At 38.7% G+C, this 19344-nt stretch carries 16 protein-coding genes; 3 read left to right on the top strand and 13 right to left on the bottom strand.

All coding sequences use genetic code 11. From position 1 onward, the window contains the following. Positions 1-115: 115 nt before the first annotated feature. Positions 116-658, top strand: coding sequence for a sigma-70 family RNA polymerase sigma factor (locus FGD67_RS07380; RefSeq protein WP_077285833.1), 543 nt, complete (start codon positions 116-118; stop codon positions 656-658). Then, positions 651-1364, top strand: a complete 714-nt coding sequence (locus tag FGD67_RS07385) for a DUF3379 domain-containing protein (protein WP_257174398.1) — start codon at positions 651-653, stop codon at positions 1362-1364. Before FGD67_RS07380 ends, FGD67_RS07385 begins: the two co-directional genes overlap by 8 nt. 290 nt (positions 1365-1654) lie before the next feature. On the opposite strand, the gene putP is transcribed toward FGD67_RS07385, so the two are convergent. Further along, on the bottom strand, positions 1655-3139 hold the full coding sequence (putP, locus tag FGD67_RS07390; protein ID WP_257174399.1) for a sodium/proline symporter PutP: 1485 nt from the start codon (positions 3137-3139) through the stop codon (positions 1655-1657). A gap of 537 nt (positions 3140-3676) precedes the next feature. Here putP and FGD67_RS07395 point away from each other — a divergent pair. Beyond that, positions 3677-4897 (top strand): EAL and HDOD domain-containing protein, encoded by a 1221-nt coding sequence (locus FGD67_RS07395; protein ID WP_257174400.1) that lies wholly within the window; start codon positions 3677-3679, stop codon positions 4895-4897. 84 nt (positions 4898-4981) lie between these two features. Here FGD67_RS07395 and rfbB read toward each other — a convergent pair whose 3' ends face one another. From rfbB to pgi, 12 genes are all read right to left on the bottom strand, one after another. Next, positions 4982-6082 carry a dTDP-glucose 4,6-dehydratase gene (gene rfbB, locus FGD67_RS07400; RefSeq protein WP_257174401.1) on the bottom strand — a complete coding sequence of 367 codons (1101 nt, stop codon included), beginning with the start codon at positions 6080-6082 and terminating at the stop codon, positions 4982-4984. Positions 6083-6121: 39 nt separating this feature from the next. Further along, positions 6122-7000, bottom strand: coding sequence for a dTDP-4-dehydrorhamnose reductase (gene rfbD / locus FGD67_RS07405; RefSeq protein WP_257175085.1), 879 nt, complete (start codon positions 6998-7000; stop codon positions 6122-6124). Between the two features lie 55 nt (positions 7001-7055). Continuing rightward, positions 7056-7601: a dTDP-4-dehydrorhamnose 3,5-epimerase gene (rfbC, locus tag FGD67_RS07410; RefSeq protein ID WP_257174402.1), complete on the bottom strand. Its 546-nt coding sequence runs from the start codon at positions 7599-7601 to the stop codon at positions 7056-7058. Next, positions 7601-8479, bottom strand: coding sequence for a glucose-1-phosphate thymidylyltransferase RfbA (gene rfbA, locus FGD67_RS07415; protein WP_257174403.1), 879 nt, complete (start codon positions 8477-8479; stop codon positions 7601-7603). Before rfbA ends, rfbC begins: the two co-directional genes overlap by 1 nt. A 70-nt stretch (positions 8480-8549) precedes the next feature. Next, positions 8550-9560: a UDP-glucose 4-epimerase GalE gene (gene galE / locus FGD67_RS07420; RefSeq protein WP_257174404.1), complete on the bottom strand. Its 1011-nt coding sequence runs from the start codon at positions 9558-9560 to the stop codon at positions 8550-8552. A 64-nt stretch (positions 9561-9624) separates the two neighbouring features. Continuing rightward, the gene (locus FGD67_RS07425) at positions 9625-10584 is read right to left on the bottom strand and encodes a DHH family phosphoesterase (RefSeq protein WP_257174405.1); all 960 of its coding nucleotides are present in this window, start codon (positions 10582-10584) and stop codon (positions 9625-9627) included. Positions 10585-10937: 353 nt separating this feature from the next. Next, positions 10938-11561: an adenylyl-sulfate kinase gene (gene cysC, locus FGD67_RS07430; protein WP_257174406.1), complete on the bottom strand. Its 624-nt coding sequence runs from the start codon at positions 11559-11561 to the stop codon at positions 10938-10940. 539 nt (positions 11562-12100) lie between these two features. After that, complete coding sequence (locus FGD67_RS07435) at positions 12101-13828, bottom strand: SLC13 family permease (RefSeq protein ID WP_257174407.1); 1728 nt, start codon at positions 13826-13828, stop codon at positions 12101-12103. 263 nt (positions 13829-14091) lie between these two features. Continuing rightward, positions 14092-15519 carry a sulfate adenylyltransferase subunit CysN gene (gene cysN / locus FGD67_RS07440; RefSeq protein WP_257175086.1) on the bottom strand — a complete coding sequence of 476 codons (1428 nt, stop codon included), beginning with the start codon at positions 15517-15519 and terminating at the stop codon, positions 14092-14094. A 148-nt stretch (positions 15520-15667) separates the two neighbouring features. Next, a complete protein-coding gene (locus FGD67_RS07445; protein ID WP_257174408.1) occupies positions 15668-16003 on the bottom strand; it encodes a four helix bundle protein in 336 nt (111 codons plus the stop codon). 505 nt (positions 16004-16508) lie between these two features. Further along, a complete protein-coding gene (cysD, locus tag FGD67_RS07450) occupies positions 16509-17408 on the bottom strand; it encodes a sulfate adenylyltransferase subunit CysD (protein ID WP_257174409.1) in 900 nt (299 codons plus the stop codon). 144 nt (positions 17409-17552) lie between these two features. Next, on the bottom strand, positions 17553-19199 hold the full coding sequence (gene pgi / locus FGD67_RS07455) for a glucose-6-phosphate isomerase (RefSeq protein ID WP_257174410.1): 1647 nt from the start codon (positions 19197-19199) through the stop codon (positions 17553-17555). Positions 19200-19344: the final 145 nt, after the last annotated feature.

A 19344-nucleotide genomic window follows, 5' to 3' on the forward strand; every position in this document is an offset into this window, starting at 1 on the left:
CTGTCGACAACCCAAATCAAAAAAATATAAATCAGAATATAATTTCTGTTAACTATCAATTAGTAATTCACGCTATAGTTAACATATCTAAAAATTTGCATCAGTGTGAAATAGAATGACAAAGCCTCAGGTCTCTTACAACATGGCGACAAAACAAGTTAGATACGAAGCACTCGTTAAAGCATTACATGCCGATTTATATCGGTATGGTTACTGGCTATGCCATGACAAGCATATTGCTGAAGACTTAGTGCAAGAAACATTTTTACGTGCATGGCGCGCGCTTGACTCATTGAAAGATGAAAAGGCAGCAAAGTCATGGTTAATTACGATTCTTCGCAGAGAAAATGCCCGCCGATTTGAGCGTAAGCGTTTTGAAATGAGCGAATATGAAGAGGCGACAATTACCGATGTAAAAGCAACGAGTAATGAACAAGAAATTGAAAACTATTGGTTACGCGAAAAAATCGCTCAAATGCCGGAAGAGTACCGAGAGCCGCTAGTTTTACAGGTTATTGGAGGTTTCAGTGGTGAAGAAATCGCTAACATTTTGTCATTAAATAAAAATACCGTTATGACACGATTATTTCGTGCTCGCAATCAATTAAAAGAGGCCGTAGACGACGAGCCAAAATTAAGAGGTCTACACAATGGATGATTTGCAATTTAGACGTAGCATATTAGCAGATCCAAAAAGTCGTGATGATGCAACAAATGAAGCCATCAAAAACGACGCAGCGAAACAAAAGTTTGCACACGATGTTTCTGCATTAGATGATAAAATTGCGCAAGCAATGAACATTCCCGTACCTGATGGTTTATACGATAATTTAATCTTACGCCAAACAATGGCCAGCCATCAGCAGCAAAAAAGAACAACACGTGTACGTTTAGCGATGGCAGCTTCTGTGGCATTTGTTATGGGCTTAACCGTTAACTTTATGATGTTTTCTAGCACCTATAAAAATTTAGGTGACTATGCCATTGCTCATGTTAATCATGAAGCCGCTCATTTTTCAAACGATGCTCAGCCAACAGTAACATTGGCGTCATTAAACGAAAAAATGGCCAAATTTAAGGGCAGTTTTAGTAGTACCTTAGGTAAGCTAATGTTTGCTGATTATTGCCGTTTTGATGGCAGTATGAGCCTGCATTTAGTGTTTCAAGGCCAATCAAGTCCGGTCAATATTTTCATTTTGCCTGATGATAAAGATATTAAATTCATTGCTGATTTTGCCAACGACAAGTTACAAGGTCAGTCTTCGAACTTTAATCATTCTAATATCGTTGTTGTTGGTGATAAGAATGAACCGATACAGCAGTGGCAAGAACGCGTTAAGCAAAATATTACTTGGTCAATTTAGACTAATTAGCATCAAATCCTGTGCATTATTTATTCTCCCTGTGACTATCACACAGGGAGAATTCAAAGAAGGCTAAAGGAAAAAAAACCCTTCTTTTACTTTCTTTCCTCCCTGTGAAAATAAAAAATATTGCACAAGGAGAAGCCAAAGAGAAAATCAAAAGCACTAAAAAAGTCGTTAATGATTTCATTAACGACTTTGTTTATTTTTCAAAAATGCTGTACAGCTTATGATGACAGCAACCGAAGTTATATTTTCGATTGGTTTTTATATTTACTCATGCTTGTTCGCTAATGTTTAGCAGCAACCTGATCAAACACAGCCTCTAGTTCTGGTTGCTCTTTCGGTGTTAATCGGCTCACTACCACAATAGCAATACTTGCCATAATAAAACCAGGTACTATCTCATACATCACCGAGCTCAAAGACTCGCCATTAATTGTTATTGGCGCATATATCCACACTAATACAGTAAAGGCTCCGGTTAACATACCGGCTAATGCACCGTGTCTGTTCATCTTCTTCCAGTACAAACTCATAATAACCAATGGACCAAACGCCGCACCAAAACCGGCCCAAGCATTGCTGACTAAGGTTAAAATTGAGCTGTTTCGATCATAAGCAAGAAACACAGCCACAAGCGCAACTAAAGCGACAGATAAGCGACCAACGAATACTAATTGTTTTTCACTGGCATTTTTGTTCAAAAACGCTTGGTAAAAGTCACCAGTTAATGAACTCGAGGTCACCAATAATTGCGAGGAAATCGTACTCATAATTGCCGCTAATATCGCTGCCAATAAGAAGCCAGCAATAAGTGGATGAAAAAGCACTTGTCCCAATAAAATAAATATCGTCTCTGAATCATCGATTTTCATCCCGGTTTTCGCTACATAAGCCACGCCAGCAAAACCGGTAGCCATAGCGCCAAACAAAGATACTATCATCCAGCTCATGCCTATTCTTCTTGCTTTTGGCAAGTCATCAACAGAACGAATAGCCATAAAACGAACAATAATATGCGGCTGGCCAAAGTAACCCAAACCCCACGCCAAAGCAGAAATGATCGCAATAATACTCACACCACTAAATAAGTTCAAAAACTCAGGGTTTATCTGCTCAATCGTATCTAGCATAGTTGCAGTGCCGCCAACGTTGGTAACAGCAACAATAGGGACTAAAACAAGGGCGAGAAACATAATACAGCCTTGAACAAAGTCAGTTAAGCTCACCGCTAAAAAGCCACCAAACAACGTATAAAGCACCACCACACCAGCAGTAATATACAAACCAACTTCATAGCTTAAACCAAACGAGCTTTCAAAGAGTTTACCGCCAGCAACAATGCCTGACGACGTGTATAAGGTAAAAAATAGAATAATGACAACAGAGGAAGTAATTCGCAATGCACGGGATTTATCAGCAAAACGATTTTCAAAAAAATCAGGCAGAGTAATAGAATCATTTGCCAGTTCAGTATAGGTTCTTAACCTTGGCGCGACAATAAGGTAGTTTAAATATGCCCCCAAGATCAAACCAAAAGAGATCCAAGCACTACTTAACCCCACAGCAAACATTAGTCCTGGCACCCCCATAAGCATCCAACCGCTCATATCCGAGGCGCCAGCAGAAAGCGCTGTTACCCCTGGGCCCAAACTACGTCCTCCTAACATAAAGCCAGAAACATCACTGGTTGACTTTCTATAGGCGTATATACCTATTCCTAACATAACAATAAAATAAAGTGCCAATGAAATCATTGTTCCTACTGCCATTTAACCTCCAAAAAAATTAGACTAATCAGACTGATTTATTGTGCAACCTAACATGTTAATGACGAGCATAGAACAAGTAAAATTTGTTAAACATCGTTATTTCATACTAAATTTAATTTTCGTCATCACCCGTTTACCACTGGGTGAATAAAAGAAGAGCTCTGAACTTTATCGCTAGTGTTACTGCGTTTGATATAAAAAAGCATTATTTGCTATTTTATCAACCAAAATCGTAGACAAATTAAAACTCAAATTGAAGCTTTACACCCTCTACTATAAAATTCTACTCTCGTTAGCTGCCAACAATAAATTGTTTGTCTGCCATTGATTTGTTCAAAAAAAAAGCACATTGCTATTCAATTAAACATGAACCGGAACATTATGTTAAGTAAATGGTTAATTACCATGCTTTTTCATAAGTGTTCCCATTTATTTGTGTTATAAATAAGATTGTAACGAGTAAATTACTTTTACTGGTTGATAATAACAATAATAATAAGTTTATGTATTATAAAATCAGATTAATCGGGAATTTGTATGTATTTCTACGCTGCTAGGCAACCTATTTTAGATAAAGAAAAAAAGCTCTTTGCCTATGAACTATTGTTTCGTGACAGTATCGATAATATTTTTCCCGACATTGACGCTGACGAAGCAACCACTAAAATGATCGAAGCGAGTAACTTTAATCTAGGCATCAGTGAATTTACCGGCAATAAGCCAGCTTTCATTAATTTCACCTTAGCAACACTGCTCAAAGGGTACCCAGAAACCCTGACACCTGAAGAAGTTGTTGTCGAAATTTTGGAAACAGTAAAACCAGGTAAAAAGCTATTAGCAATCTGTAAGAATTTACATGACAAAGGTTATACCATAGCCTTAGATGATTATATTCATCAAGCTGTTTGGCAACACTTTTATCCGTTTATTCACATTATTAAAATCGACTGGCAAGTCACGTCCTTAGAAACTATAAAAGCAGTAAAATTTGCTATTAAAAATTTCCCTCATATCAAATTGCTAGCGGAAAAGGTCGAAACTTATGAAGAATATAACCAAGCATTAGCGTTAGATTTTGAGCTCTTTCAAGGTTTCTTTTTTGCAAAACCAGAAATGGTAAAAACTAAAAGCCTATCCCCATCACAAATGGCAATGGCAGAATTGCTTTATGAAACATCAAAAAAAGATCTAGACCTCGCAAGTATCACCTCAGTTTTTGAGCGTGACGTAACCTTATCGTATAAATTATTGCGTTACGCAAACTCAGCAATTTTCAAACGACGCAATGAAATAGCAACCATTAAGCAAGCATTGGTTACACTAGGCTCAGGGGAATTAAAACGCTTTTTGGGCTTAATGTTTGCGTCTAATATTAATCCGGATAAGCCATCAGAGCTTATCAACGCAGCCATGGTACGTGCAAAATTTTGTGAACTAATGGCCAGTGATGTTAAACCGCCAATAGATAATTCTATCGCATTTTTAACCGGTTTATTGTCATTAATTGACGCCATTGTTGATGAAGAGCTAGCAAGTATTCTCTCGAAGTTGCCTTTAGCACAAGAAATAAAAGACAGCTTGTTAACGCGTAAAGGCTCAATGGCGGCACTCATTATGCTATTAGAGTTTATTGAGCGAGCAGAGTGGTCAAAAACCACCACGGTTATAGAAACCCTTGGCTTAGAAAAAGCTAAGGTCATAAAAAATTACAATGAAGCTATTGCTTGGGCTGATGAACAATCAAGCACTAAAAGCTAATAGTAACTATCGGCTTGGGTATTACTAAAACCAAAATATAAAGCCTAGGATATTCTAAGCTTTATATTAGGGGAGCGGTAAGCATTACGAATATTGTTCAGCAATCCAATTTTGATATGAGCCATCCATCACACTTTGCCACCATGCTTCATTGTTCAAATACCAAGCCACCGTTTTAGCAATACCGCTATCAAATGACTCTTTCGGCTGATAACCCAACTCATTATTGGTTTTAGTCGCGTCAATAGCATAACGGCGATCGTGGCCAAGTCGGTCTTTAACATAACTAATCAGTGATTCAGTGTTTTGCGCCATCGCCGCTTTAGCCGCGGGAAAACGAGTAGCTAAAGCTTTGTTTTTTACAAACTCTTGTTCAACCAATTTTGAAATGGTCTTAACAATATCAATATTGGCCCATTCATTATCACCACCAATATTATAGTTTTCGCCAATGCGACCATTTTGTAATACTAAATCAATACCATAAGCGTGGTCTTCTACATATAACCAATCACGTATTTGCTGACCATCACCGTATATTGGTAAGGCTTTATCATGCAAAATATTAGTAATAACCAATGGAATTAATTTCTCTGGAAAATGAAACGGGCCGTAGTTGTTTGAGCAGTTACTAGTCGTCACATTTAAACCATAAGTATGATGATAAGCACGTACTAAATGGTCACTAGCCGCTTTACTGGCAGAATAAGGTGAATTAGGCGCATAAGCAGTATCTTCGGTAAAAGCAGGATCGGTAGCTGATAACGTACCGTACACTTCATCCGTTGAAACATGATGAAAACGATGTCCTTCAAGCACACTTTCACCATCTAGCCAGACTTTTTTTGCCGCTTTCAGCAAACTATAGGTACCGATAATATTAGTTTCAATAAAGGCATCAGGTCCAGTAATTGAGCGGTCTACATGTGATTCAGCAGCAAAGTGCACTAAGGTATCAATACTGTATTCAAGTAATAATGTTTCAATTAATGCTTGCTCACAAATATTACCATGGACAAAAGTAAAGTTAGTTTTATCTTTTACATTGTCTAAGTTAGCAATGTTACCCGCATAGGTCAGTGCATCAAGCACCACCACTTGGTCACTTGGATATTTAGCCATCCAATAATGCACAAAGTTAGCGCCAATAAAACCCGCCCCACCCGTAACTAATAATTTTTTCATAATAATCTCTAATTAATAAACTTGGCTAACTCGGCTTTACTAGGCTTCACGTTCGGCCTTTAACGCTATCATCATAACTCTTAATTGTGTTTGCCAATGCATTAACGAAAGCTCCGGTAAGGCATTAACTAGGCTAGACTTATCTAGCACACTATAAGGTGGACGTTTAGCGGCTGTAGGGTATTGCGCAGTAGTTATCGGCTTAAGGGGTATTTTTGTATCCAACAAGCCAAGCTCTAAAGCAATATTCTGAATAGCTACAGCAAAGTCAAACCAGCTAGCAACACCGGTATCAGTATAATGATGAATACCAGTAACTTGCTGAGCTATACTAGCAATACAGGCTTTTGCTAAGCCTTGAGCATAAGTGGGCGTGCCAATTTGGTCACTGATAACACCCAAATCGGGTTTAGTCGCCATTAAATTCAGCATAGTTTTTACAAAGTTATTGCCATGCGTTGAATATACCCAAGATGTGCGAACAATAGTGCTATGTTTGGGGTAAATATCGGCAATTAACTGCTCTCCTTGCGCTTTACTCGCACCATAAACACCTAATGGATTTATTTCATCACTGGGTAAATAGGGTGAGCCTTTGTCACCATGAAAAACAAAATCGGTTGAAATATGCACAAATGGCACAGCTAAGCACTTACATGCTTGCGCTAAGTGCCCGACCGCTTCCGTATTTAATAAGTAGGCGTTTTCTCTATCACTTTCAGCTTTATCTACCGCGGTATAAGCAGAGGCATTAATAACAGCAGTAGCTTTGTGCTGTTTTAACGTCTTAACTAATGCAGCAACATCTTGTAAGTCAATATCATCGCGTCCAAGGCATACAACAGCTTGTGAAGGTGTCGACAGCTGAGCTAATTCCCAAGCAAGTTGACCAGATTTACCAATAACGATTATTGTCATTTTCTTATTATCTATCATCATTTATCTATTATCTATTTATTGATAAAGCAGAGCACTAGAACGTAGGCGCATCTTTGAATAACAGGCCCACTTCATCTTTTGCTGATAATGAAGGTTTTTTGCCGTCAACTAAAGGCCACTGAATATTTAACGCCGGATCATTCCATAATAATGACACTTCATGCTCAGGCGCATAATAATCAGTACATTTATAAACAAACTCTGCCGACTCACTCATGACATAGAAACCATGCGCAAAACCTTCAGGCACCCATAACTGACGTTTATTCTCACCAGAAAGTACCACGCCAACATGTTGGCCATAAGTAGGTGATGATTGGCGCATATCAACGGCCACATCATAAACTTCGCCAGAAGTTACACGAACTAATTTACCTTGGGTGTTTTTCAATTGATAATGCAAACCACGTAAAATACCATGACTTGATTTACTGTGATTATCTTGCACAAAGCTATACTCTGCACAGTGACTAGTGAATTCATCAACGCGAAAGGTTTCCATAAAAAAACCACGTTCATCACCAAATACATTCGGCTCGATTATTTTAACATCCTCAATAGCGGTATCAATGTATTGCATCAAAACACTCGCTCTTCAATCAATTTTATTAAATATTCACCGTAACCACTTTTAAGTAACGGCTGAGCAATTTCACGCAGCTTCTCTTCACTTAACCAACCATTACGATAAGCCACTTCTTCTGGGCAATTAACTTTTAGCCCTTGACGTTTATCAATAGTGGCTATAAATTGTGCTGCTGCCAGCAAATCATCATGCGTGCCAGTATCAAGCCAAGCCGTACCACGGCCCATAATTTCAACTTTTAATTCGCCAGCTTTTAAATACTGATCAATAACATCTGTTATCTCTAATTCTCCACGTGCTGAAGGCTTAACATTTTTAGCGTATTCAACCACACGCGAGTCAAAAAAGTATAACCCTGGTACTGCATAGTTAGATTTAGGCTCTAGAGGTTTTTCTTCTATCGAAATAGCAGTTCCAGCAGAATCAAACTCAACTACGCCGTAACTTTTAGGATTTGAAACATGATAACCAAAAACCGTGCCGCCGGTTATTTGCGTATTAGCATTTTGCAGTGACTTAACCAGATCATGGCCATAAAACATGTTATCGCCAAGTACTAATGCCGCAGGTGCACCATCAAGAAATTCTTCTGCTAAGATAAAAGCTTGTGCTAAACCATCAGGACTAGGTTGTTCTTTATAGGAGATTGACACACCAAAATTATCACCATTGCCGAGCAAATCCTCAAAGCGATGAATTTCTTCCGGCGTAGATATAATCAAGACCTCTCGGATCCCAGCTTGCATTAATGTTGCAAGTGGATAATAAACCATAGGTTTATCATAAACGGGCATCAACTGCTTACTCACTACTTTGGTTAATGGATAAAGACGAGTACCACTACCACCGGCTAAAATAATTCCTTTGTGCATTCAATTCTCCTATTTTAAAAGCTTAATTGCGCTTGTCTACGGCCAAATATACGATTTACTAAACCATTAATTATTCAAAACCATTAGGGTTTTGTGACTGCCAGCGCCACGTATCAGTAATCATAGTCGCTAAATCACGCTGTGCATGCCAGTTTAAGAGCTTATTGGCGACTTTCGCATCAGCATAAACAGTGGCGATATCGCCAGCACGACGTGGCACTATTTTAAAGGGAATATCTTGGCCTGAAATTTCTTTGAAGGTATTAACAATTTCTAGTACCGACGTACCATTACCTGTGCCCAAGTTAATCGCTACACAGCCTTTAATTTCGTTAAGTTTTTCTAATGCTTTAACATGACCTTGGGCTAAATCAACAACATGAATGTAGTCTCTAACACCAGTGCCATCGGCAGTTGGGTAATCATCACCAAAAACTTGTAACTGTGCTAAGCGGCCAACGGCAACTTGTGAAACATATGGCAGTAAATTATTAGGAATACCATTCGGATTTTCGCCAATTAAGCCTGACTCATGTGCGCCAATTGGGTTAAAGTAACGTAAACAGGCAATAGACCATTCGGCATCACTTTTTGCTAAATCAAAGAGTATATTTTCGATCATTAATTTGGTTTGACCATAAGGGTTGGTCGCAGAGGTAGGCATAGTCTCATCAAGTGGTGACGGATTGCTTTCACCATAAACAGTAGCTGACGAACTAAAAACTAAGTTTTTAACGCCATGTTCAGCCATAACTTGTAGCAAGGTTACTGAGCCCGAGACATTATTATGATAGTAACTTAATGGCATAGTACTAGACTCACCTACCGCTTTTAGGCCGGCAAAGTGAACTACCGCATCAATGTCATGTTCGGAGAATACTTGCTGCATCGCAACTCGATCACAAATATCAGCTTCAATAAAAGTGACTGTTTTACCGCTAATTTGCTTTATCCGATCGAGTACTAAGGTTGAAGAGTTTGCCAGGTTGTCGACAATGATAATATCTTTATCTAAAGCTAATAATTCCACAACCGTGTGGCTACCAATAAAACCGGTACCGCCAGTGATCAACAAACTCATCTAAAAATCCTTATAAATATCAAAATTTAATTTATCTTATTCTCAGATGCGAAATGCTGATAAATTATGCTTGATAATATTTTGACACCATCTCGATGAACTTGCCAAGGTTTTCTGGTGAAAGCTTATTTATACCTGCGGCTGCAGCTCTGCCACCACCAGTCTCAAATTGCACGCAGAGATCGCCAGCACCTTGCTTATTATTTAAAGGTGCTCGCAGGCTAACTAAATAGCTATTATCAGCATTTAACGTTAACACTGCATGCGCTTTGTAGGGCGCTCTATTTGCTAATTCATTACCAAAAACACCGCTCACTCGTCTTGACCAAGGGGCATTTTCGAGCTCAATAATTTGCAGTACATTACTATCGTGTAATATCTCGGCGTTACAGGCTTGCTGCATATCAGCATTATAGGCTTGTTCAAGCTGGCTGAAAATTGAGTTAGGCTCGGCGATTAACGTAAATGGATTAGGGTAACTAAGTAGCTTTTCAAACAGCTGCGCTGGTGCGAAGTGCAAATCATCAACTGAGCGCCCATAGCCATTGTAATTGATATAAGTGCCTAAGGCTTTAAGCTTTGCCTGCTCATTGAGCGCTAAACCTTGTTGCGCTGACAATTGTTCAGCAGCCTGATTCATATTATCACCAAATGCGGCAACAATTGCCCACAAAACAAAGCGCCCTGCTAAATGCTGATTAACCAGTAAACTTGTACAAGTATTAGCATCGGTATCAATAATTGCTTTTAGCTGTTTTGACTTTGGGATAGTACCCGCGCGATGGTGATCAACATAAAAAACCTCAACGTCATTATTGAGTATGTTTGTCAGTGCTTGATGATTTTTCTCCATTGATATATCCAGTACAGTTACCGAAGTCGCTTTTTTAATGTCAACTTGCTGTAATAACTCGATATCACGTTTAACACCGGTGATTAATGTTGAAGATTTTGGCTCAGCCAGTCGTAGCTGTAAAAGCGCAATGATACCGTCGGCATCGCCATTAAAAACATCAAAATGCATGAAAGATCCTAAATAAATTATTAGCTATCAGTAAAAGAAAGTTATCAGTTTGGAGCTGTCAGTAAAAGATAGCTATCAGTTAAAAGCTGTCAGCTGTCAGCTAAAACAAGTAAAACCAAACACCACACTCTTGGTTAGGCGCTTGGTTTTGCTTTTACTGAAAGCTAAAAACTAATAGCTTACAGCTAAGTTCTTAGTTTGAAGCTATCAGCTAAAACAAGTAAAACCAAACACCACACTCTTGGTTAGGCGCTTGGTTTTGCTTTTACTGAAAGCTTAAAACTGACAGCTTACAGCTATTTTTTGGTTTTACTGAAAGCTCAAAACTGAAAGCTTACAGCTATTTTTTGGTTTTACTGAAAGCTTGCAGCTTTGCTCTTAGCTATAATTCCGTGTTCTGCCAAGTAATCAACAACCTGTTGAGCACATTGTTCAATGCTTTTACCGTCAGTATTAATATGAATTTGTGCTTTTTCAGGCGCTTCATAAGCAGAGTCGATACCAGTAAAGTCTTTAATCTCACCCGCTCTGGCAAGTTTATATAAACCTTTAGGATCACGTTGTTCACAAATCTCAATCGGTGTATCAATAAAGACTTCGATAAACTCAGCTGGTGCCAATTTACTTTCAGCTAAAGCTCTGTCCGCACGAAATGGCGATATAAACGCTGTAGAAACAATTAAGCCGGCATCAACGAACAATTTTGCTACTTCGCTGATACGGCGAATGTTCTCAACACGGTCTACATCACTAAATCCTAAGTCACCATTTAAACCGTGGCGAACATTATCACCATCGAGCAAATAGCTATGGCAACTACGTTCAAATAACATCGCATCAACGGCATTCGCAATGGTTGATTTACCTGAGCCACTAAGGCCGGTATACCAAAGTAAACAAGGCTTCTGTTGTTTCAATTCAGCACGCTGCTGTTTATCAATATGCTGTTCATGCCAAACAGTATTTTCAGTTTTCATAAAATTCCTAAAATAAACATAGATAATAGCGGTAAGTTGTCAGTTCAAAGCTTTCAGTAAACCACAAAACAAGCTCCCAACTAGTCTTTATTTTTAACTGACAGCTGACAACTTCAAACTTTCTCTACTTGTTTTTATTGCAAGCTGACAGCTTCAAACTTTCTCTTACTTGTTTTTACTGCAAGCTGATAGCTTCAAACTTTCTCTACTTGTTTTTACTGACAGCTGATAGCTTCAAACTTTCTCTTACTTGTTTTTACTGACAGCTGAAAACTTCAAACTTTCTCTTACTTGTTTTTACTGCAAGCTGACAACTTCAAACTTTCTCTTACTTGTTTTTACTGACAGCTGACAGCTTCAAACTTTCTCTTACTTGTTTTTACTGCAAGCTGATAGCTTCAAACTTTCTCTTACTTGTTTTTACTGATAGCTGACAGCTTCAAACTTTCTCTTACTTGTTTTTACTGATAGCTGACAGCTTCAAACTTTCTCTTACTTGTTTTTACTGAAAGCTCAAAACTTATCGCTTAATACCAGTATTAAAACTTATAAACCAGCGGTATCATGGTTAATACTACCGCGCTATATGCGAAAGTTATTGGCCAACCGAACTTAACAAAGTCTGATATTTTATAATTACCGGCATTAAAGACCATAATATTAGTTTGGTAGCCATAAGGACTGATAAAACTACCGCTGGCACCAAACGCTACTGCCATAACTAAGGGCATTGGGTTTACCCCTAACCCAATCGCTACATTGTAAGCAATGGGAAATATTAATGCCGCGGCAGCACTATTAGTGACAACTTCGGTGAGCAATAAAGTGATAAAGAAAATAACCACTAGCGCGATAATCGCACTTTGTCCTGTTAATAACTGCTCAATTTCACCAGCAAAAATCGCTGCAGCACCACTATTTTCAAAAGCCTGCGCTAAGGTTAAGGCACCGAGCACAATTAACCAAATTTCAATCGGGAAACGACGCTTAATTTCATTAACCGTTAAACACCCCGTTAAAATTAATATCGCAATGTAAAACATTAAACTAGACAATAAACTTATCGAGCTAAATAGCGTTAAGGCAATCGCTGACACAAAACCAAATATAGCTAACGAATCACGCCAGCCTGAAAGCATGCTATCCGGTTTATGGCCAGAAAGAATATAGAAATTTTTAGTTAAGTTAGTACGGGCAGAAAAGTCATTACCTACGGCTAAGACAAGAAAGTCACCTGGTTGAATTTTTATCTCGCCTAACTTACCTGACAATGCCATCCCTTCGCGACGAATAGCGACAACGGCGGCATCAAAGCGAGCGCGAAAACCAGCAGTTTTTAGCGTTTTACCAACAATGGCTGAATCCGGCTTAATCAATACCTCGGTCAAGTTATCACGTAATAAACCATTTTTTTCAGCAAATAAACTTAAACCATCAAACTGTTGTAAAACTAACACTTTACTGATGTCGCCACTAAAAATTAATCTATCATGCTGCTGAATCACTTCATCGGGTGCAACAGGAGAAATCAGGCGGCCAGAGCGAACTAGTTCAACAAGGAATAGTGTGTCTAAATTTCGTAAACCGTTATCTTCAATACTTTTACCAATGAGTTTAGACTGCTCGCTTACCCTAGCCTCTACCAAGTACTCTTTAACTTGTAAGTCATCTGTTTTCATATCCTTAAGGGTATTTTGTCTCACCAAAATAACCACTAAACACACGATTAACGCAACAAGCCCTACCAAACTAAAATCAAAAAAGCCAAAGCTCTCTTGCCCTTGTTTAAGCCACAAAGAATTAACAATAAGATTGGTTGAAGTACCAATTAACGTCAATGTACCGCCTAAAATTGCCGCAAATGATAATGGTAAAAGCAGCTTAGCAGGATTAACCAGGGTATTTTTTTTCACCGTAGAAATAAGTGTTGCAACCACAGCGGTATTACTTATTACTGCTGAACTTAATGCCGTAAACAACAAGGTTTTAGTGCTGGCAGACTTCTCATTACCACTGAGTAGCAAAGCGGATATCCGTCTTAAGATACTGGTACGTTCATAAGCAAATGAACATAGCACCAATAACAATAAGGTCACTAAACCAGGGTTTACCGCATTATGAAGAATATCATTTGAAGAAACAAAAGAAGCAGCTAAACACGCCAGCGTAGCACTACCAAATACCCGCTCAGGAATACTGGAAAAGCGAACTAGCGCGACAAGTGTTAATACAAATATCAACACAAATAACCACTGCATAAACAACATAATATCAACCTAAAAAACAGCTGTAAGCCTTCAATAAAACACACAAAATATAGCTGTAAGCTTTCAGTTTTAAGCTGTCAGTAAAAATCAAAAACAAGCTCAAAACAAGTCTTTTGTCTTTAACTGACAGCTGAGAGCTTAAAACTTATAGCTGTAAGCTTTCAGTTTTAAGCTCTCAGTAAAATCAAAAACAAATTCGAAACGAGTCTCTTGTCTTTAACTGATAGCTGATAGCTGCTCTTAACTGACAGCTATTCCTATGGTTATTTCTTTAACAAGTCACGAGCACCCCAGTGCGGGAAATGTTTACGCACTAAAGTGTTCAGTTCTTTTTCAAAGTCAGAATATTGATGTTCTTGCTGTGCCTCTAAGGCACCATTGATCATACCGGCACCAACCGTGATGTTACTCAAGCGATCAATAATGATAAATGCACCTGTTGCTTTGTTGTCGTTGTATGCATCAAAATGCAATTTTTCAGCGACTTCAAAGTTAACCACACCAATTTCATTTAACGCTAATTGGTCAACATTAGATTCTTCCAAGGTATTTACGTCAATACGATGACTAATATTTAGTGCATGGCCAGTAGTAAGTTTACTGCCCTGTTTAATATAGTATTCACGACCAGGTTCAAGCTCATCTTCATGCATCCAAACAACGGTTGCACTGAGTTCTTTAGCTGATGACGGCAAATGACCTTTCTTAACAATCATTTCACCACGGCTGATGTCTATTTCATCTTCTAAGGTCAGCGTAATAGCCATGCCCTGATCAGCACGGTCAATATTACCTTCAAAGGTAACAATTGATTTAACAATACTTTCTTTACCTGATGGCAAAGCAACCACTTCATCACCAACACGAATATGGCCAGAGCCAACCGTACCAGCAAAACCTCTAAAATCTAAGTTAGGACGGTTAACATATTGCACTTGCAATCGAAATTGCGTAAAGCCTTTTTGATCATCAACTTTAATGGTATTAAGCAACTTCATCATGGTCGCGCCAGGATACCAAGGCATGTTGACACTTTCTTCAACAACATTGTCGCCATTAAGCGCCGAAATAGGCACAAAACGCACATCATCAAACGCTAAGTCATCCGCAAATTTACGATATTCTTTTTTAATTTCTTGATAACGATCTTGGCTGTAATCAACCAAGTCCATTTTATTTACTGCTACTAATACATGCTTAATGCCTAACAAAGAGCAGATAAAAGAATGACGACGAGTTTGCACTTGCACGCCATGACGAGCATCAATCAAGATAATGGCAAGATCACAATTTGATGCACCCGTAGCCATATTTCGAGTATATTGTTCGTGGCCTGGAGTATCAGCAATAATAAACTTACGTTTATCAGTAGCAAAATAACGATAAGCTACATCAATGGTAATACCTTGCTCACGCTCAGACTGCAAACCATCAACTAATAAAGCTAAATCAATCGCTTCACCGGTAGTGCCTGACTTCTTACTGTCATTTTCAATCGCGGCTAATTGATCTTCAAAGATCATTTTCGAATCATGCAATAAGCGACCGATTAAGGTACTTTTACCATCATCAACGCTGCCACAAGTAAAAAAGCGCACCATTTCTTTATTTTCATGCTGCTTTAAATAAGACTCAATGTCAGTTTCAAGCAAATCGCTATCAAGCACATCTTTCGCGGGTGAATCAATCATCATTATTCCTAATTACGTTGTAGCTGTAAGCTTTCAGTTTTAAGCTTTCAGTTAAAAGACAAACCATCAGTGTGGCACTTGTTTTTACTGACAGCTGACAGCTTAAAACGTTTTTACTGATAGCTTTAAACTGCTCTTAATTTCTTTTTTAAATCGTGTTTCTCAACCCGGTTAACATGGCTGATAACTCTTCTGTTTCTTTAATCCAGTATTGGCCTTTATCTTTTGGTAAATAGCCAATCTCGATTCCAATGTAAATTTGTGTTCTCAGCTCGGCCAGTGATGAACGCGAGATGGTAATAAAATGCCGTTTATCCTTCGGTGTTTCACGAGTCATGCCTTCAGCAATGTTACTCGGTACAGACAATCCAGAGCGTGTAATTTGATCCCTAAAACCAAAATCACGTAAAGACACCGTTTGCTTATAAATTTCCGCCGATAACCGCGCAGCTCTTTTCCACACCTCTAACTTCTCAAAGTTCATAACAAATCCTTGTTAAGACAAAGCTAACAGCTGTCAGTTTAAAGCTATCAGTAAAACCTAAAAACATAGCTATAAGCTGTCAGTTTTAAGCTTTCAGTAAAACCTAAAAACATAGCTATAAGCTGTCAGTTTTAAGCTTTCAGTAAAACCTATAAACATAGCTATAAGCTGTCAGTTTTAAGCTTTCAGTAAAACCTAAAGACATAGCTATAAGCTGTCAGTTTTAAGCTTTCAGTAAAACCTAAAAACATAGCTATAAGCTGTCAGTTTTAAGCTGTCAGTAAAACCTATAAACATAGCTATAAGCTGTCAGTAAAACCTAAACCATCAGTATGGCACTTGTTTTTACTGATAGCTGATAGCTTCAAACTTTAAATTTTAAACTTTCTTTTCCTTGTTTTTACTGAAAGCTGATAGCTTCAAACTTTAAACTTTCTTTTCCTTGTTTTTACTGATAGCTGATAGCTTCAAACTTACAACTCTCGGATATTTTTAAAACGCAGTTTTAAAAATATCCTTCCATTTTCTTTTTCTCCATCGAGCCAGCAGAGTCGTGATCAATCACGCGCCCTTGTCGTTCGGAGGTTTTGGTTAATAGCATTTCTTGAATAATTTCAGGTAAAGTCGTCGCTGTTGACTCAACAGCACCTGTTAATGGGTAACAACCTAAGGTTCTAAAGCGCACACTTTTCATTTGTACTTCTTCATCATCACCAATTGGCATGCGGTCATCATCAACCATAATTAATGTCCCGTCACGTTCAACTACTGGACGTTTTTCAGCTAGATATAACGGTACAATTGGAATACTTTCTAAATAAATATATTGCCAAATATCAAGTTCGGTCCAGTTTGATAAGGGAAAAACTCGGATGCTTTCACCTTTATTAACTTTACCGTTGTAAACATTCCACAACTCTGGACGTTGGCTTTTAGGATCCCAACGATGGTTTTTATCACGGAATGAATAAACACGCTCTTTGGCACGCGACTTTTCTTCATCACGGCGTGCGCCACCAAAGGCCGCATCAAAACCATATTGGTCTAATGCCTGCTTTAAGCCTTGCGTTTTCATGATATCAGTATGCTTAGCACTACCATGTTCAAAAGGGCTGATATTCATCGCCATGCCCTCAGGATTTTTATGCACCAGTAAATCAAAGCCATGGTCTTTCGCCATTTGATCACGAAAAGCGATCATCTCTTTGAATTTCCAGTTAGTATCAACATGAAGTAGTGGAAAAGGTATTTTACCCGGCGCAAAAGCTTTACGCGCTAGGTGTAATAGTACCGCTGAATCTTTACCTACAGAGTAAAGCATTACGGGATTATCAAATTCTGCGGCAACTTCGCGCATAATATGGATAGATTCGGCTTCAAGCTTTTGTAAATGTGTTAAAGGCATCGCTGTTCACTAAAGGTGTTGACATAATATTGGTTAATATCATGCCACAGCGACCAAGCATTATCCATATAAGTAAAAGCTTGGTTATACCAAAATAATATAAAGCTAAAAATTCAGAGTAACTAAAGTGCTATTGGGATTAATTTAGCTGTTACCTAAATTATGTTTATAGCGACGGATCAGTGCTAATGAGGAAGCAGAGAGTGTTGTACTATCAATTTCGGCCATCGGCTTAGCCATAACATTTAGTACTTCTTTACCTAGCTGTTTGCCTAATTCTACGCCCCACTGATCGTAAGAATTTACTTGCCAGATAACGCCTTGGACAAATATTTTATGCTCATAAAGCGCCAACAGCGCACCTAGCGATTTCGGATCAAGCTGCTGCATCAATAAAGTGTTACTTGGGGTGTTGCCTTTCATGGTTTTATGGCTAGCGAGCCTTTTAATCTCAGCTTCATCTGCGCCAGATAAACGCAGCTCTTGTTCGGCTTGTGCTAAGGTTTTACCTTGCATTAGCGCTTCGCTTTGCGCAAAACAATTTGCCACTAAGGCATCATGATTAGCTAAATGTTCACTGGTAGGAGCCAGTGATAAAATAAAATCAGTGGGAATAATATCAGCACTTTGATGCATTAATTGCATAAAAGCGTGCTGACCGTTCGTGCCCTCTTGACCAAAAACTACCGGCGCAGTTAAATAATTTAACTTGTTGCCATTATTATCAACAGATTTACCATTACTTTCCATATCTGTTTGTTGCAAATACCCCGGCAAAGCCCTGAGCGCATGGTTGTAAGGTAAAATAGCTAAACTCGGGTAGCCTAAACCGTTACGATTCCAAACACCTAATAATGCCATAATAACGGGCATATTCTGCTCAAACGTTGCATGTTTAAAATGCTCGTCCATCGCGTGAGCACCGGCTTTTAAAGCATTAAAATGCGTATTACCAATGATCAATGCCAGTGGTAAACCCACCGCTGACCATAACGAAAATCGGCCCCCTACCCAATCCCACATAGGCAAAATGTTTTCCGCATTTATACCAAATTGTGTCGCAGCCGCAATATTAGTGCTTACCGCATACCAGTGTTGAGCAATAATGTCAGCAGGTGAATTATCGCTATCAGCTAAAGCTTTAAGCATCCACGCTTTAACGATAGTGGCGTTCAGTAGAGTTTCTTGAGTAGAAAAGGTTTTAGAAATAACCACCACGAGTGTGGTTGAGGCATTAAGTTTAGCAAATTTTTCTTGTGCAGCGTCACCATCAACATTGGCTAGCACATGGGCTTTCAAACCTTGCTGATGATAAGGAACCAGTGCTGACAAGGCCACTTTTACGCCATAATAAGAGCCACCAATACCTATCGCGAGAATATCAGTAAACTTTTCGCCTGTAATCGAGCGAACATTACCTGATTGCACATCATCAACAATCTTCGCCATTTTAGCTTCAGTATCAATAACCTCTTGCGCCTCTGCACCTAAAACATCATGTTTCATCGCATCTGGCGCACGTAATACCGTATGTAATACCGCACGTTGTTCAGTGCAGTTTAATTCATCACCCGCAAACTGAGCCGCTATTTTACCGGCAAGGTCAACTTGCTCAGCCAAAGTAAATAACGGCGCAAACTCGCTATCAACAATATTTTGCTTAGCATAATCTAAAAATAAACCCGCTGCCGAAACCGAATAATTGTCACTTCGTGCATCATCACTAAACAGTGAAAACAACTCACGTATCCGCGCTTTAGTACTTAGCTTGGTTAAATACTCAATATCCATATAAATCTCTAAAGAAGTTTTAAGCTGTCAGACAAGAGACAGTTTAAAGTGTTAGTAAAACAAGCACCAAACTTATGGTTTTTCTTTTCTCTGACAGCTGACAGCTCAATACTAACAGCTTACAGCTATGTTTTTCTGAAAGCTT

It is taken from the genome of Colwellia sp. M166 (assembly GCF_024585285.1).
Taxonomy (GTDB): domain Bacteria; phylum Pseudomonadota; class Gammaproteobacteria; order Enterobacterales; family Alteromonadaceae; genus Cognaticolwellia.

Coding starts and splice junctions, on each gene's coding strand:
- FGD67_RS07435 (WP_257174407.1), bottom strand. CDS start 13,828: ATGTTGTTTATGCAGTGGTTATTTGTGTTGATATTTGTATTAACACTT.
- putP (WP_257174399.1), bottom strand. CDS start 3,139: ATGGCAGTAGGAACAATGATTTCATTGGCACTTTATTTTATTGTTATG.
- FGD67_RS07445 (WP_257174408.1), bottom strand. CDS start 16,003: ATGAACTTTGAGAAGTTAGAGGTGTGGAAAAGAGCTGCGCGGTTATCG.
- galE (WP_257174404.1), bottom strand. CDS start 9,560: ATGAGTTTGTTGATCACTGGCGGTACCGGTTTTATTGGTAGCCACACG.
- FGD67_RS07395 (WP_257174400.1), top strand. CDS start 3,677: ATGTATTTCTACGCTGCTAGGCAACCTATTTTAGATAAAGAAAAAAAG.
- FGD67_RS07425 (WP_257174405.1), bottom strand. CDS start 10,584: ATGCATTTTGATGTTTTTAATGGCGATGCCGACGGTATCATTGCGCTT.
- FGD67_RS07385 (WP_257174398.1), top strand. CDS start 651: ATGGATGATTTGCAATTTAGACGTAGCATATTAGCAGATCCAAAAAGT.
- rfbD (WP_257175085.1), bottom strand. CDS start 7,000: ATGACAATAATCGTTATTGGTAAATCTGGTCAACTTGCTTGGGAATTA.
- pgi (WP_257174410.1), bottom strand. CDS start 19,199: ATGGATATTGAGTATTTAACCAAGCTAAGTACTAAAGCGCGGATACGT.
- FGD67_RS07380 (WP_077285833.1), top strand. CDS start 116: ATGACAAAGCCTCAGGTCTCTTACAACATGGCGACAAAACAAGTTAGA.
- rfbB (WP_257174401.1), bottom strand. CDS start 6,082: ATGAAAAAATTATTAGTTACGGGTGGGGCGGGTTTTATTGGCGCTAAC.
- cysN (WP_257175086.1), bottom strand. CDS start 15,519: ATGATTGATTCACCCGCGAAAGATGTGCTTGATAGCGATTTGCTTGAA.
- cysC (WP_257174406.1), bottom strand. CDS start 11,561: ATGAAAACTGAAAATACTGTTTGGCATGAACAGCATATTGATAAACAG.
- rfbA (WP_257174403.1), bottom strand. CDS start 8,479: ATGCACAAAGGAATTATTTTAGCCGGTGGTAGTGGTACTCGTCTTTAT.
- rfbC (WP_257174402.1), bottom strand. CDS start 7,601: ATGCAATACATTGATACCGCTATTGAGGATGTTAAAATAATCGAGCCG.
- cysD (WP_257174409.1), bottom strand. CDS start 17,408: ATGCCTTTAACACATTTACAAAAGCTTGAAGCCGAATCTATCCATATT.